This is a genomic window from Streptomyces sp. NPDC096132 (assembly GCF_044763345.1).
Lineage (GTDB): Bacteria > Actinomycetota > Actinomycetes > Streptomycetales > Streptomycetaceae > Streptomyces.
Genome location: NZ_JBIWGA010000036.1, coordinates 37,396 through 51,358, shown reverse-complemented (window position 1 = coordinate 51,358; position 13,963 = coordinate 37,396). Strand labels below are relative to the sequence as shown.

Below are 13,963 nucleotides of genomic sequence, written 5' to 3'. Positions count from 1 at the left end.
CAAGAGCGCCGCTGGGTGCGGCTGCCAGGGCTGAAAATGCCTCCACCGGGATGGCGCTGTCGCTCGATTCAGTGAAGGCGCCACACCTGTTGTGTCCGGTAGCGTCAGTCACACCGGCGCTGAGCTGCGCATCCAGGTGAGATCAGCCTGGCGGTACTTCGACGCCTCCGCACTCGCTGACAGCCTCGCCCAGAGCGTGCGGGAGTTCGAAGACAGCAGCCCCGATGAAGGGGTCGGGCAAGCACCCCTGCCCCCGCGGGACAACCCCGAGCTGGCCCTGATCCTCGCCGACGTGCCGGACGCCCTGGCCCAAACCGGCGGAGACCTGTACGCCGTCATCCTCAACGTCGCCGTCAACGCATGGATGGCAGGCCACATCCATGGAGAAGACGGTTGCGACGGCTGCGAAAGAAGCCGCGGCCCCGCCGGCCACGACTGGGAGGCACGCATGCGTAGCATCACCGAGATGCAGCCCAGCATCACCAAATGGTTCGACCAGCACGTGTGGACCACGGCATTCAACGACGCCGGCTACACCGTCACCCGCCACTGACCGCGAACGACTGGGCAAGCGCCCCTCAGGTCCCGCGGGCAAGCCTCGGGCGGCTGACGCCGCCAATGGGTCATGAGATGAAGGCGCCGCTACAGAAAGCGCGGTCACGTGCCAAGGCCCGATAGGTCACCCCTTCCCATCCGTTGAGCTGGTGAGCGAGACGCGAATCGGCTTCGGCTGACAGATAGGCCCGGACCATGTCCTCCCCACCCGTGTCCAACATCTCGGTGAGCTGCTGGCGGATGTTGCTCACGATGCGGTTGGCCTGGACTGCGAAGAGCGGGGCCAGCCCGAAGAGTGCGAAATGGTGGCGAGCCCGGTCGACGAGGACTTGCTCCCAGGCGGGTGGAGGGCTGACGAAGAAGTCGAGCCAGATTGGGCTGCTATCCACGACCCTCGCCTCCAGCCAGGAGTCGTGGTCGACACGGTCCAGGTACGGATGCAGCGGGGTGGACTCGGCGGCCGAGGGCAGCCCTTCTCCCTTGGCATGGTTACAGTCACGGCAGGCTGGCACCAGGTTTAGCGGATCTACGCACAGCGCGGGGAACATCCTCTTGGGCAGGAAGTGGTCCAGGGTACTGACCACGCCATGGCCGCACAGGGGACATCTCTCGTCCAAGGGAGCAGCCTTGATCCGGTCATAGATGGCGCGTCCGTCCTGGTTCGTGACCATGCCGTATTCATAGACCCATCGCACGACGTTGCCTGCTGAGATGCCTGGCACGGTGAACTCCGTGCTGCTCAGTTGGTGTAGACGGCCCTGTCGCGCAGCCTGCCGGAATCGCTCGCCCGCGGCCTCCACGCTGTCACCTGCGGCTTCCAGCAGGCTGCGCCGCTGCCGATCCCTGGTACCGCGTACGCACGTGTCGTAGCTCTCCCGAGCCAAAAGGGCCGGAGGGTCGAGGGGCCACATCAGCGGCGCCTGTCCACGGCTCGGTATGCCAGAAGGATCCGGACCAGTCCCTTCGCCTCCCCGCCGAGCTGTCCCCGGAAGCGGTCCAGGACCTGATCGTAGGACCCCAGATCGTCAACAGCCTTGGCGATCTCGGCGTGGAAGCCAGACTCTCTGACCTCCAGACCGAAGATTTCGTGAGTGAGCACCCCAACGTTTTCCCCATAGGTCTCAAGAGAAGGGCGCACTGGCGGGTGGCGGTCCCAGCGGCTGACCTTCCATACACAGGAACGAGGAACTTCCTGCAGGACCACGGGGGAGTGGGTACCGATCAACGCGACGCCGTTGCGGTCAGTCAGCAGATCCGACAGGGCCCTGATGAAGGACGCGAGCAGTGGTGGATGCAGGTGGGCTTCGGGCTCGTCCAGGAGCACGAGGGACTGCTCGGCCACGGTTTCCACCAGCCGTGTGATGGTCAACAGTACGATCGCGTGCCCCGAGCTGAGGCCTGCGAAGATCGAGTGGGCATCTCGCTCGTCCTGCTTAAGGAAGTACTTGCGCCGCTGCACCGCGCGGGCGAACTCATGGATTGGGGAGTCGTAGAAGTACGGATCGCTGCTCAGCATGTCCAGGGCATCTATCCACCGACTGATCCGCCCGGCGGCCTTGACCTCCTTGACACTCTTGACGAACTCAGTGCTCAGGTCGTCGTACGACTTGCGGTCTCTGGTGGGGCGCCCAAAGACGTCGACCTTGGCCAGTCCCACATATGTGTACGACACGGCTGCCTCGACTGGATCAGCGGGCAGCTGCTCGCCAGGAACATCTTTGTCCTCATCCCACCCCTTCTTCGTCTTCGGGTGGTCCTCGTCGTCCCCTGTTTCTGTCTCGACGTCCTCATGGGCGGGGTCGAAGGCACTGAACGTGACGGATACGACGTTCGTGAACGATCCACCCCCATCACCGGCCCAGACGATCTCACCCGCGTCGCCGGACTCCGCGCCCGGGTTCACCACTGCCGCGCCGATATTGCTCAGCAGCGTTGTCTTGCCCACGCCATTGCGGCCGATCAGAACGTGGATGTTAGTTGGAGGCCGAGAGTGCGGTGTGACCGAGAAAGACAGTCGCTCCACGTGCGTCTCGATGTCCTCCGGGGTCACGTAGTCGAAGTGGTAAGCCGTCAGCCGGTGCCCACCCTGCGTGATGCGCCGGAACTGGCCCTCGGCCGTCTGCGGCTCGACGCTGCGCAGCAAGGACGTGTTCGTCACGTCCCAGAACTTGGCGTCTTCGAAAGCGGTGGAGCTGAACGCGATGTCACACAGAGCTTCAAGAATCTCCACGCGCGCAGAGGGATCGAGCCTGTTGATGTTCTCGTAGTAGGCGACGTCCTGCCCTAGCGAGAACCAATAGAGCCGATGGTCCAGCCCTGTCAGGTGATGGAATTCGCCCTTCTCGAGCGGCCTTTCACCCCGGATAAGGTCGGCGTAACCGATCTTCACGAGTCCCAATTCCTTGACAGGCCCAGTGGCGCCACTGAACGAGAGCTTGTACAGGGTCAGGTAGCCGTCGTCACCCCCGCCTTCGCCCCGCGGCTCCAAGAAGCAAGCCTGCTGCCGCTCCCGCGGCCGTTGCCTTGAATCCAGCACGATGAAGCGCACGCACCCTCCTCAGAACGGACCACTGAAGCACTCATCCGCCATCGAGAACAAGCTCGCACATCACGGGTGCTTTGAGTCAGGCAGCGGAGGGCTTGCCCACCGAGCCGGAGGGGGGCCTTCCCCCGTGATGGTGGACACGCTTCGTTGATCACGCGGCGAGCGTGAGCTTGGCCGCATGGTGCCAGCGTTCGTATTCGTTGGGGCTGAGGTGGCCGTTGGCGGAGTGCCGGCGGCGGGTGTTGTAGCGGGCCAGCCAGGCAAATACTGTCCTTCTGCAGGTGCTGGCGTCGCCGTAGTCGCGGGAGCCCTGGAGGGTCTCGCGTTTGAGGGAGGCGTGGAAACTCTCGCACGCCGCGTTGTCCGCGCTGGTGCCGACTGCACCCATCGACCGGGTCACCCCGAGCTGGTCGCAGAGGCCGGCGAAGGCGCGGGAGCCGTATTGGGCTCCGTGGTCGGAGTGGAACACGGCGCCGTCCAGGCCGCCGCGGGTCGGGACCGCCATCTGCAGTGCGTCGGCGACCAGGCCGGTGCGCATGTGGTCAGCGATGGACCAGCCGACGACCTTGCGGCTGAAGCAGTCCAGCACGGTCGCGAGATAGAGGAACTTCCCGCCTGCGAGCGGGAGATACGTGATGTCACCCATGTATTTCCGCCCCGGCTCGGTGGCGGTGAAGTCCCGCTGGAACAGGTCCGGAACCTGTGAGCCGGCCGGTTCTGGGACGGTGGTGCGCACGCGTCTGCGCAGGCGGATGCCGGTGATGGAGAACGTCCGCATGACGCGGGCGACCCGCTTTTCGTTGATCCGCAGGCCCTTCGCGCGGAGCTCGGCGGTCACCCGTGGGGAGCCGTAGGCGCCGCCGGACTCGCCGTGGACGTCGCGGATCCGCTCGGCCAGGAACCGGTCCTCGCTCTGACGGGACGCCCTCGTCTCCCTGCCGGAGAGCCACTTGTAGTAGCTGGACCGGTTCAGGCCCAAAACCTCGCACAGCCGTTTCACGCCGTAGGCGTCCCGGTGGTCGGCGATGAACTGGATACGGCTCACCAGTTGGTCTCCCCGGCGAAATACTTGGCCGCCTTGCGGAGTATGTCCCGCTCGGTCGCCAGCTTCCGCTCATTCGCCTCGAGCTCGGCCACCCGGGCCTCCAACTGTCGGATCCGCTCGTCCGGATCGGCGGGCGATGCCGTCTGCCCGGCCCGGGCCGCCGGCGTCCCGCCCGCAGACGGGGCAGCAGTGGCGACACCGCGGCGTTCGCGGTCCCGCAGCACCCACTCACGCAGGGTGGCCCGGTTGATGCCCAGGTCGGCGGCGATGCTCTTGTACGTCGCCCTGGGCGTGGACTCGTACAAGGCCACGGCATCGGCCTTGAACTCGTCCGAGTGGTCCTTCATCGCCATCGGCGGTCTTCTCGCTTCCTCCGGATCAAGCAGATCCAGTATCAGCGTGTCCACCACTCAGGGGGAGGCCCCGGGCTTGCCCAGCTCTTCACGCTGCCAAGAGGTTGGTGAGAGGGGACGGCATTGGCGCAACTCCCGGTGACGTGCATGTCCTGCTTCGCGAGCGCCGGTGCCTCGCACACTGCTGCGCTCGACGTAGATTCGGATGCGTGAACGACTCCGTCAGACGTATCGATCCCTCGGCCGACCCCGCATCGGCGGCGATCATGCTCGGCTGCAACCCGAATCAGATCGGCCCATGCGCACGCTGCCAGGGACTCACCGTTCGATACGGCAGCAACGCCCAGCGGCTTCTCTGGGTGTACAGGTGTGGCGCGAGGCGAAGTGCGTTGTCTTGATGCAGCTCAGCGCCGGTGTCGTCGACGGTAGCGGATGCGACATGTGTGGTGCCATCGCCGGTTCGGGCGAACCGGGTGCCGGTGGATGACGTCACGGAGATAGACGGGAGCGGCTCCGCGTCCGCGAGGTTTGTGGCGCAACGCGGGCGCGGAGGACGGGCGGGTGTGGCGATCCGGGGCGGACCGTAGGGGGGGGCGAGGGAGCCTGTCAGTGTGTGATCACTGGCATGTGCGTCTCGGCGTCTGCAGTCGAGTTGGTTGCCGATCGGCCCACGTTGACGAGGGTCAGGGCGAGTGCGGCGGCGGCGATCAGGATGCCGACGGCGAACCAGATGGCGTTGGCGTAGCCGTGCACCATGGCCTCCAGCTGGACGAGCTGTTGCTGGGGCTTGGTGGTGGCGGCCTGGATGTGGTCCTTGACGTAGGCGGTGGTCGCAGAGGCGGCGATGGTGTTGAGCAAGGCGGTGCCGATCGCGCCGCCGACCTGCTGGGAGGTGTTGACCATGGCGGAGGCGACGCCGGCGTCGCGGGCCTGGACGCCGTAGGTGGCCAGGGACATGGCCGGCATGAACGCCGTGCCGATGCCCAGGCCGAGGAGCAACTGCGCGGGCAGGAGCAGCGCGGTGTAGGAGGAGTCGATCTCCAGTTGGGTGAGCAGGAGCATGCCGGCCGCCGCGGTGAGGAAGCCGGGGCCCATCAGCAGGCGCGGCGCGACCCGGGTCATGAGGCGGGCGCCGATCTGAGTGGACCCCGCGATCATGCCTGCGATCAGCGGCAGGAACGCGAAGCCGGTCTTGACCGGGGTGTATCCCTTGACGACCTGCAGGTAGTAGGTCAGGAAGAGGAACATGCCGAACATGGCGATGATCGCCATGCCGAGGGAGAGGTAGACGCCACCACGGTTGCGCTCGGTGATCACGCGCAGGGGCAGCAGCGGAGCCTCGACGCGGGACTCGGTGACGACGAAGGCGAGCAGCAGGACCGCGGAGGCGATGAACAGGCCGATGGTCACGGAGTCGCTCCAGCCGTCCGATTCGGCACGGGTGAAGCCGTAGACGAGGGCGACGAGGCCGAGGGCGGACAGGAGCACGCCGGGGATGTCGAGGGGGGAGCGGTTGCGGCCGCCTTCGGGCTCGCGGATGACGAGCCAGGTGCCGACTGCGGCGATGAGGGCGAACGGGATGTTGACGAAGAACGTCCAGCGCCAGTCGAGGTATTCGGTGAGGAAGCCGCCGAGGATCAGGCCGACGGCGCCGCCGCCTCCGGAGATCGCACCGTAGATGCCGAACGCCCGGGCGCGTTCCCTCGCATCGGTGAACATCACGGCGAGCAGGGACAGCGCGGCAGGAGCGAGGACCGCACCGAACAGGCCCTGCAGCGCGCGGGCGCCGAACATCGTCGCGCCGGTGGTGGCCACGCCACCCAGTGCGGAGGCGGCGCCGAAGCCGATGAGGCCGATGAGGAAGGCGCGCCTGCGGCCCCACAGGTCGGCGATGCGGCCGCCGAACAGGAGCAGACCGCCGAAGGCCAGGGCGTAGGCGGTGACGACCCACTGCCGGTTGCCGTCGGAGATGCCCAGGTCGGCCTGGGCGGAGGGCAGGGCGATGTTCACGATGGTGGCGTCGAGCACGACCATGAGCTGGGCGAGTGCGATGAAGACGAGCGCCCTCCAGCGGTTGGCGTCACTGCTCGGGGCGGCGGAGGCTTTTCGGGCTGATTCGGACATGGGGGTACCCACTTCGGGACTTCGTGACGGAGAGAGAAGAAAGAGAGGAGGGTCCCGGGCCCGGCGGCGGACTGGGAGATCGTCCGGGCTGCCGGGCCCGGGAGGCGCGCCGATCCCGTCCCCACGGATCCGGCGCGGCGGGGCGCCCCCGCTCATGGGCGACCCCGGTCTGAGGCGGCGTGTGGAGCAGGAGGGGGCGGGCTGTCAGGAGTAGGAGGCGCCCGCGGGGCCGCGGACGGCTGCCTCGGCCAGTTCCTTCACGTGCTGCGCGGAGACGGGGACGCCGGGTGACTGGGCGGCCCAGTGCTGCAGTTCTTCGGCGTCGAGTCCGGCGGGCGGCTGGCCCAGGTAGGGGAAGCCGTACAGGGCGGTGTTGGGTCCGCTGCGCCAGCTGTCGGCGAGGGTGCCGATGTCGACGGTGTCGTAGCCGAGGACGTCGAGCAGTTCGGTGGCCTGCTGCTTGGCGGTTGCGTCGTCTCCGGCGAGGGGCAGGGCGGAGCGGTTGGGCGTGCCGGAGGGGCGGGCGAGGGTGAGCAGCTGGTGGAAGCCGAGGTTGTTGAACGCCTTGACGACGTGGGCGCCGGGCAGGTGCCGCTGGACGAGTTCGCTGGAGGTCAGCTCGTTGCTGTCGAGTGCGTCGATGTGGCCGTCGCGCTCGGGGTAGTAGTTCGTCGTGTCGATCACGGTCTTGCCGACCAGTATGTCGGCGGGCAGCCGGCCGTATGCCTTGAGCGGTATCGCGGCGACGACCAGGTCGCCGGCCTCGGCCGCTTCTGCGGGGGTGGCGGCTCGGGCATGGCCGCCGAGTTCGGTGACCAGTCCGGCGAGGGTATGCGGGGCGCGGGAGTTGGCGAGGACGACGTCAAGGCCAGCGGTGACGGCGCGGCGGGCCAGCGTGCCGCCGATCATGCCGCTGCCGATGAACCCGAGGGTTGTGGGCATGGGGGATCACTCCGTCTGGTGGGAGGGGGTATTCCGGCCCTGCGAGGGCCTGCGGGTCCGAGGAATCCGGAGTCCACGGCCGAGGGGGCGGGGGGAGCCGGGCTGCGGCGCAGAGGGGGCCGGAGGCGATGTGGCAGGAAGAGATCTGCCACCGAGGAGATGAGTGGGCTGATACGTCGGTGGGGCACGCCGGGATCTGATGGGTTTCGATGTTGTTCAGCCCTGTGCGGCGCGAGAGAGTTCCTCCCATTCGGCCCAGGTCTGCAGGCGTTGCGCGTACAGGCCCTTGACGAGGTCGACGGGCTGGCTGCCGAAGAGGACCCGCAATGGCGGGTTCTCCGCGTCGACGATCCGCAGAAGGGCGCGGCCGGCTGCGGCCGGATCGGCGGGCTGCCTGCTGTCCCGCAGTGCCTGTATGGCCTTGTGGAACTCCTCGTAGGCAGGGTGGGGCGCGGCTTGCACGGCGGAGCTGTCCGCCCAGTCCGTGTCGAAGCTGCCCGGTTCCACGAGGGTGATCTTGATGCCGGTTCCCTGTACCTCCTGGGTGAGGGCCTCGGTGAAGCCCTCCAGGGCCCACTTGGAGGCGGCGTAGCCGCCGACAAACGGGAAAGCGGTGATCCCGTTGACGCTGGAGATCTGGACGATGTGGCCCAAGCGCTGTTCGCGCAGCAGCGGCAGGGCCGCCTGCGTGACCCAGAACGCGCCGAAGAAGTTGGTCTCCATCTGGGCGCGCATCTGTTCTTCGGTCAACTCCTCGATCATGCCGAAGAGGCCGTAGCCGGCGTTGTTGACCACCACGTCCAGGCGGCCGAAGTGCTGATGTGCAGTGGTGACCGCGGTGGTGACAGCGGCCCTATCGGTCACGTCGAGGGGCAGCGGCAGTACGGCGTCGCCGTACTGTTCGACCAGATCGCCGAGGGACTTCGGGTCGCGAGCGGTGGCTGCGACCTTGTCGCCGCGGCCGAGCGCCGCCTCGACGAACGCGCGGCCGAGGCCGCGGGACGAACCGGTGACGAACCAGATCTTGGTCATGGAGTTCTCCATTTATCGGGTTTTGGGCAGGCCGGGAGACCAACGCTGCGTGCTGAGGGCCCGCTGCCGTGTGGCGTCAGCCGTGATGGGGGCTTGTAGAGGGCACTGGCGAGTCGGCTCGGGGACCCCGGCCGTCCGGGCTGCACGCGCACAGAGGCCGGGCTGCCGTCGTCTCGCGCGGGCGGCCGGCCCTCGCCCACCGCTGTGGCTGTGGGAGCCGGGCAACCCTGATCAGGCTTAGCGTGGGAGTCCCGTGGCGCGGGAGATGACGGTGTCGAAGGCGCGGTCGGACACGAGGCGCCGCAGGGCGATGAGCGGGCGGGCGCCGAAGCCGGTGGCGTAGCGGGTCTTGGGACGGCGGGCGGTGACGGCCTTGCCGATCGCGTCGGCGATCACCTGGGGCGGGGAGTTGCGCTTGGTGTTGGCCTCGGAGCGCAGCGAGGAGGCCACGGCGTCGGCCTGCTTGGCGTAGGCACCCGCAGTGGAGGACTTCTCCAGCTGGTCGGCGGCGATGCCGCCCCACTCGGTGGCGATGCCGCCGGGCTCGATGACGACGACGTCGATGCCGAAGGGCTTGGCCTCCAGGCGCAGGCAGTCGCTGAGGGCTTCGAGGGCGAACTTGGTGCCGTGGTACCAGCCGCCCAGCGGGGTGTAGATCTTGCCGCCCATGGAGGTGATGTTGACGATCGTGCCGGAGTGCTGGGCGCGCATGTGCGGCAGGGCGAGCTGGGCCAGGCGCATGGCGCCGAAGACGTTGACCTCGAACTGGCGGCGGGCCTCGTCCATCGGGACGTCCTCGATGGCGCCATAGGAGCCGTAGCCGGCGTTGTTGACCAGCACGTCGATGCGGCCGGTCTCGGCAACGATGCGGTCGATGCCGGCGCGCATGGAGTCGTCATCGGTCACGTCCATGGCCAGCGGGCGGACGCCGCGGTCGGCCAGCTGCTGCAGGCGGTCGGTGCGGCGGGCCGCCCCGTAGACGGTGTAGCCCAGGGACTGGAGCTTGAGGGCGGTGGCCTCACCGATGCCGGAGGAGGCACCGGTGACGAGAGCGGTCTTGGCGGTCATGGGGACTTCCTGTCAAGTAAGATGAACTCCGGTTCACCATCCATCATGAACCCTGGTTCACGTTAATGCAAGCCGAGACGCCCACCCGCAGGAGAGCCCATGGCCCAGACCCGAGCACCGCGCGCCGACGCGGTCCGCAACCGCAAGAAGATCCTCGACGCCGCCCGCGAACAGATCACCCTGCACGGCCCCGACGCAGGAATGGACGAGATCGCCGCCGCGGCGGGCGTGGCCGTGGGCACCCTGTACCGGCATTTCCCGACCAAGACCGACCTGGTCGCCGCCGTCATCGCCGAATACACCATGCATGTCGCCGAGGCCGCCGAGTCCGCCTGCGAACGCCTCGCCTCCGGTGCCCGCGCTGTGGACGAGATCAGCGACTTCCTTGCCCGCGTCACGGAGGCGACCGCCACCAACCACGCCGTCAAGGCCGCCGCTCGCGCCCTCGGCGCCGACCCCGTCGACCGGGACGCCGAAGCCCGCGCAGGCGCCGCGCTGGCCGCGCTGATCCAGGCAGGCCAGACCGACGGAGACATCCACCAGGACGTCACCGTCGACGACATCTACCTGCTCTTCAGCACCGCCCCCACCGACCAGCCACCCGCCGCCCGCGCCCGCTGGCTCACCCTGGTCCTCACCGGTCTGACCACCCACACACGAACCGGAGACACCGGGACTGGCTCATAACCGACTGCCTTCCAGCAGGGGCGGCCAGGCGTGTTGCACAGCGGTACGGACAGCCCAGCGCGGCGATCAGGCCCGGCAGGCCCACGTCGGCCCAGTTGCATCAGCCACGCTGGTTCAGGGCGCGGGTGAGGTCGCGGTTCGCGGCCCGGGCGGCATCGAGTTCTGCCTGCCGCTCCTCCAGAGCCTGAGCCAGTTCAATGTTGCGCTGTTCCAGCTGGATGATCGTCTGCCGGAGTTCCTCGGTGCCGGCCGGGCTGCCCAGACCGGACTCGCTCCACGCCTGGTTCCCGAGGTGCCGTGAAAGGCGGTTCTCCAGTTGCTGGACCCGTGCGGGCAGACGGGCGGCGCGGGCATTGGCGTTGGCCAGGTCCGCCTCCAGCGACGTCCTGGTGACCGTCCCAGGTTCCGGCGTCTCACCGGCCGACCGAATGCCGGCCGCGTGGAGGAGCTCCAAGAGATCGCGGTGGCGGTAGAGGAAGGTGCGGTCGACACCGGCTGCGCGGGCGATGGCTGAACACGGTTGCGGCGCCGTTCGGTGCTGGCCTCGCGGCCGTCGCCCATCGCAGAGGTCACGTCAGAGTCCTTGTCGGGTGGACGTCGGGAACGGGCTGGCGGACACGGGGCATGCCGAGCATGACGGTGCGGCTGCGACGGACGAGGGTGACGGCCTGTTCGATCTGGGCGCGGTCCTCGGGGGTGAGGTCTTCAAGGTCGCTCTGGACGCGTTCAATCAGGCGGCGCACCCGGCGGATCTCTTCCTGGGAGGGCATGGCCTGGGTCCGGGCCCAGTCGTCGGCCTCGAACGCGGACATCAGTCGTTCGCGGCTGCGGAGCAGATCGGAGAGGTGGGCCTGGAGGTCGGGGAGGTAGGAGACGTCGGTGGAGAAGTGCTCGCAGCCCAGGCAACGGAAGCGCAGCGGGCAGGCGTGGCCACCGGCCGCGACGTTGGAGGGTTCACGGCACACGCCGTAGGGGGTGGCGACCTCGCCGATCGCGCGGCGGACATGTTCGGAGTCGAGCAGGCTCTTCGCGGTGCGCCAGACACGGTTGCCGTGCCGGTCGAACTGGAGGGCGGTGACCCGGTCGACGGCTTCGCGTCGGCGTTCCTCGCCGACGCGGTAATAGCCCATGGTGGTATGGATCGCCCGGTGGTCCATCAGCTCCTTCAGCACGTCAACCGGGACGCCCGCGTCGGCGTGCCGCTGGGCATAGCAGTGACGGTAGGCGTAGGGGAAGATCCGGGTCTAGTCGAACGGCACGAGCTGCGTGACGCGCGTGTCTGGGTGGACGACGACCACCGGCACCAGGAGATCGGGGGAGGGAGTTCACCCAGGCCCGGTGCTGGGTGGAGATGTCCACGAGGGGTTTGGTGCCTTCCGGGTTGGTCTTGGGCCGGGGAAGAAGTCGCAGCCGGTTCTGGTCGGCGGTGGGGAAGCGCTCGAGGACGCGCTGCTGCTGGCGGCGGATGGTCGCGGCGGCCTCGGCTCCGATCGGCAGGCGCCGGCCGAGCCGGTACGCCTTGTGGTTGTCGTAGACCAGGACGTCCGAGCCGTCCGAGTCCTGCTCCAGGCAGTTGAGGGCCAGGGTGTTGATCTCGTCAGGGCGCCGTCCGGTGTCGATGAGCAGCTCGGTTGCGACGCGGACCTCGATGCTGCTCATGGCCTCCAGTTCGTCGAGGCGGGAGCAGAGCTCGCGCATCACCTCGTCCGGGAGGTCACGCCCGGCCTCGGTGTCCTCCGGCTCGTCGGGCATGTCTTCCGGCGAGATCGCGAAGTCGGCTGGCATCCCTTCCAGCAGTTGCCCGGGCGTGGTGAGACCGAGGGCGCGGAAGCGGAGCAGGACCCGGCGGACGAACCGGGTGAAGGCCAGACGCCGGGCCGGGCTGATCCGTCCGGTCGAGGTGAAGTAGCCCATGCGGTTGGTGAACGCGACGACGTCACTGCGTCCCCATGCCGCGGGCACCGCGCCACGGTCCGGACGCTGCTGGCCCGGCCGAGGAGTAGTCGTCGCCGTAGGCTGATGGTGCTCGGGGCTGAACCGGAGGTCGCGTCATGCCTCGGAGCATTTGGTCAGGTGCCATCAGCTTTGGCCTGGTCACGGTCCCTATCCATGTCCAGTCAGCCACCGAGGACCACTCGATCCGTTTCCACCAATACCACCTGGAGGACAAGGGCCGGGTCCGCAACCGCAAGATCTGCGAACTGGACGAGCGCGAGGTCCCGAACGCGGAGATCGGCAAGGGCTACGAGCTGTCGAAGACCCAGGTCATCCCCATCACGGATGAGGAGCTCCGCGACCTGCCGCTCCCGACGGCGAAGGCCATCGAGATCGAGGCGTTCGTGCCGCTGGAGTCCATCGACCCCATCCGGATCGGCGAGGGCTACTACCTCGCCCCAGATGGGCAGGTCGCGGCCAAGCCGTACAAGCTCCTCAGGCAGGCCTTGGAGAGGTCTTCGAAGGTGGCCGTCGCGAAGTACGCCTGGAGCGGGAGGGAAAGGCTCGGCCTCCTGCGGGTCCGAGGCGATGCGATCGTGCTGCACGCGATGCGCTGGCCGGACGAGATCCGCGACCCCTCCGAACTGCTCCCGCCGCCCGTCGACGTGTCGGACGAGGAGATCGACGGCGCGCTCACCCTCATGGAGACGATGACCCGCGAGGACCTTGAGGGCCCAGAGTTCGAAGACAGCTACACCGAGGCCATGGCGAAGATCATCGAGGCGAAGAGGGAGGAGAAGCCTCTCCCGGAGGCGCCCAAGCCGGAGACGCCGGGCCAGGTCCTCGACCTCATGGCGGCGCTGAACGAGTCCGTGGCCCAGGCGAAGGCAGCCCGCGGCGAGGACGCGGCCGTGCACGAGATGCCCGGGGCGAAGAAGAAGGCCCCCTCCAGGAAGACGGCCGCGAAGAAGCAGCCGGCTAAGAAGACCGCGGCGAAGAAGACGGCGGCCCGCAAGCCCCGCAGCGCCTGACTCACCCCTCCAGGTAGCGGGGCGCGCTGTCCGGCCGGCGGTGCGGGCAGGCCGGTACGCCGTCGGTGAGCGCGCGCAGGGCCGTCGCCCGGTCGACGTCCTTCGAACGCTTCCCCGCGTTCCAGCAGTCGCCGGTGTGCACGTACACCGGGTCCTGGCCGGACAGGCCGCGCTCGATCAGCCAGTCCGGTGCGTGAGGCCGGGCCGCGAGGCTGTGCTGCCGCCCCGCTTCCCGCCAGTCCTGCGTGGAGATGCACCGGTCGATCTGGGTGAGCTGCTGAGGGGATCGGCGCGTATAGGGGCCGTGACGGATCCCGCGTCACCCTGGACGACGACGCGGCGGGCATCGGCTGACGAGCTGGCCGGAGGGGCCGTAGCCGGACGGCGGCAGCCTCTTGGCAGGGCCGTTCGTCCTTGCTCTGGAGCCGACGATCGCGGCCGGTGGGTAGGTGAAGCCGTAGTCGCGGCGAAGCGGTTGGCTTGTGCCGCAGACCCTGTCGGATGGGAGCCAGAACCCGTTCGCGACCGACGCCATCTGCTCCTGCGACAGATGCAGCCGCCATCGCCCCTTACTGCGGTCACGCAGGGCCTTGCGGACCTGCTCGTCCAGCCCCGGGGCCGGCGGGGTCCTCAACTTCTCGGCCAT

At 68.3% G+C, this 13,963-nt stretch carries 15 protein-coding genes; 3 read left to right on the top strand and 12 right to left on the bottom strand.

What is annotated here, in order from left to right; all coding sequences use genetic code 11:
• Nucleotides 1–91: 91 nt before the first annotated feature.
• Nucleotides 92–553: a hypothetical protein gene (locus ACIRF9_RS46105; RefSeq protein WP_403835691.1), complete on the top strand. Its 462-nt coding sequence runs from the start codon at nucleotides 92–94 to the stop codon at nucleotides 551–553.
• 70 nt (nucleotides 554–623) lie between these two features.
• Here ACIRF9_RS46105 and ACIRF9_RS46100 read toward each other — a convergent pair whose 3' ends face one another.
• From ACIRF9_RS46100 to ACIRF9_RS46070, 7 genes are all read right to left on the bottom strand, one after another.
• Entirely contained in the window at nucleotides 624–1,355 is a 732-nt protein-coding gene (locus tag ACIRF9_RS46100; RefSeq protein WP_403835689.1) for an HNH endonuclease, read from the bottom strand.
• Nucleotides 1,356–1,465: 110 nt separating this feature from the next.
• Nucleotides 1,466–3,103 (bottom strand): AAA family ATPase, encoded by a 1,638-nt coding sequence (locus tag ACIRF9_RS46095; RefSeq protein ID WP_403835687.1) that lies wholly within the window; start codon nucleotides 3,101–3,103, stop codon nucleotides 1,466–1,468.
• Nucleotides 3,104–3,251: 148 nt separating this feature from the next.
• Nucleotides 3,252–4,498, bottom strand: a protein-coding gene (locus ACIRF9_RS46090; protein ID WP_403835685.1) for an IS3 family transposase whose coding sequence is annotated in 2 segments (ribosomal slippage) — nucleotides 3,252–4,156 and nucleotides 4,156–4,498 — 1,248 coding nt in all. Because the reading frame shifts where the segments join, the coding sequence is not laid out codon by codon here.
• 606 nt (nucleotides 4,499–5,104) lie between these two features.
• Complete coding sequence (locus ACIRF9_RS46085; protein WP_403835683.1) at nucleotides 5,105–6,622, bottom strand: MFS transporter; 1,518 nt, start codon at nucleotides 6,620–6,622, stop codon at nucleotides 5,105–5,107.
• A 204-nt stretch (nucleotides 6,623–6,826) separates the two neighbouring features.
• Nucleotides 6,827–7,564 carry an NADPH-dependent F420 reductase gene (locus tag ACIRF9_RS46080; RefSeq protein WP_403835680.1) on the bottom strand — a complete coding sequence of 246 codons (738 nt, stop codon included), beginning with the start codon at nucleotides 7,562–7,564 and terminating at the stop codon, nucleotides 6,827–6,829.
• Nucleotides 7,565–7,780: 216 nt separating this feature from the next.
• A complete protein-coding gene (locus ACIRF9_RS46075; RefSeq protein ID WP_403835678.1) occupies nucleotides 7,781–8,596 on the bottom strand; it encodes an SDR family NAD(P)-dependent oxidoreductase in 816 nt (271 codons plus the stop codon).
• Nucleotides 8,597–8,833: 237 nt separating this feature from the next.
• Complete coding sequence (locus ACIRF9_RS46070) at nucleotides 8,834–9,664, bottom strand: oxidoreductase (protein ID WP_403835676.1); 831 nt, start codon at nucleotides 9,662–9,664, stop codon at nucleotides 8,834–8,836.
• A gap of 99 nt (nucleotides 9,665–9,763) precedes the next feature.
• Here ACIRF9_RS46070 and ACIRF9_RS46065 point away from each other — a divergent pair, with 99 nt between their 5' ends.
• A complete protein-coding gene (locus ACIRF9_RS46065) occupies nucleotides 9,764–10,351 on the top strand; it encodes a TetR/AcrR family transcriptional regulator (protein WP_403835674.1) in 588 nt (195 codons plus the stop codon).
• 100 nt (nucleotides 10,352–10,451) lie between these two features.
• Here the strand turns inward: ACIRF9_RS46065 and ACIRF9_RS46060 are convergent, their stop codons facing one another.
• From ACIRF9_RS46060 to ACIRF9_RS46050, 3 genes are all read right to left on the bottom strand, one after another.
• Nucleotides 10,452–10,805: a hypothetical protein gene (locus ACIRF9_RS46060; protein ID WP_403835672.1), complete on the bottom strand. Its 354-nt coding sequence runs from the start codon at nucleotides 10,803–10,805 to the stop codon at nucleotides 10,452–10,454.
• A 115-nt stretch (nucleotides 10,806–10,920) separates the two neighbouring features.
• Complete coding sequence (locus ACIRF9_RS46055) at nucleotides 10,921–11,508, bottom strand: hypothetical protein (protein ID WP_403835670.1); 588 nt, start codon at nucleotides 11,506–11,508, stop codon at nucleotides 10,921–10,923.
• Between the two features lie 16 nt (nucleotides 11,509–11,524).
• Entirely contained in the window at nucleotides 11,525–12,313 is a 789-nt protein-coding gene (locus ACIRF9_RS46050) for a hypothetical protein (protein WP_403835668.1), read from the bottom strand.
• Nucleotides 12,314–12,402: 89 nt separating this feature from the next.
• Between ACIRF9_RS46050 and ACIRF9_RS46045 the strand changes: the two genes are divergently transcribed.
• Entirely contained in the window at nucleotides 12,403–13,317 is a 915-nt protein-coding gene (locus ACIRF9_RS46045) for a Ku protein (RefSeq protein WP_403835666.1), read from the top strand.
• Nucleotide 13,318: 1 nt separating this feature from the next.
• Here ACIRF9_RS46045 and ACIRF9_RS46040 read toward each other — a convergent pair whose 3' ends face one another.
• Both ACIRF9_RS46040 and ACIRF9_RS46035 read right to left on the bottom strand, forming a co-directional pair.
• Nucleotides 13,319–13,495, bottom strand: coding sequence for a DUF6233 domain-containing protein (locus ACIRF9_RS46040; RefSeq protein ID WP_403835761.1), 177 nt, complete (start codon nucleotides 13,493–13,495; stop codon nucleotides 13,319–13,321).
• Nucleotides 13,496–13,636: 141 nt separating this feature from the next.
• Entirely contained in the window at nucleotides 13,637–13,963 is a 327-nt protein-coding gene (locus ACIRF9_RS46035) for a DUF6417 family protein (RefSeq protein ID WP_403835758.1), read from the bottom strand.

Excerpts from the sequence above, each read along its gene's own strand:
- ACIRF9_RS46075 (WP_403835678.1), bottom strand. The coding sequence starts at position 8,596 with ATGACCAAGATCTGGTTCGTCACCGGTTCGTCCCGCGGCCTCGGCCGC.
- ACIRF9_RS46035 (WP_403835758.1), bottom strand. The coding sequence starts at position 13,963 with ATGGCCGAGAAGTTGAGGACCCCGCCGGCCCCGGGGCTGGACGAGCAG.
- ACIRF9_RS46085 (WP_403835683.1), bottom strand. The coding sequence starts at position 6,622 with ATGTCCGAATCAGCCCGAAAAGCCTCCGCCGCCCCGAGCAGTGACGCC.
- ACIRF9_RS46070 (WP_403835676.1), bottom strand. The coding sequence starts at position 9,664 with ATGACCGCCAAGACCGCTCTCGTCACCGGTGCCTCCTCCGGCATCGGT.
- ACIRF9_RS46065 (WP_403835674.1), top strand. The coding sequence starts at position 9,764 with ATGGCCCAGACCCGAGCACCGCGCGCCGACGCGGTCCGCAACCGCAAG.
- ACIRF9_RS46045 (WP_403835666.1), top strand. The coding sequence starts at position 12,403 with ATGCCTCGGAGCATTTGGTCAGGTGCCATCAGCTTTGGCCTGGTCACG.
- ACIRF9_RS46055 (WP_403835670.1), bottom strand. The coding sequence starts at position 11,508 with ATGGACCACCGGGCGATCCATACCACCATGGGCTATTACCGCGTCGGC.
- ACIRF9_RS46080 (WP_403835680.1), bottom strand. The coding sequence starts at position 7,564 with ATGCCCACAACCCTCGGGTTCATCGGCAGCGGCATGATCGGCGGCACG.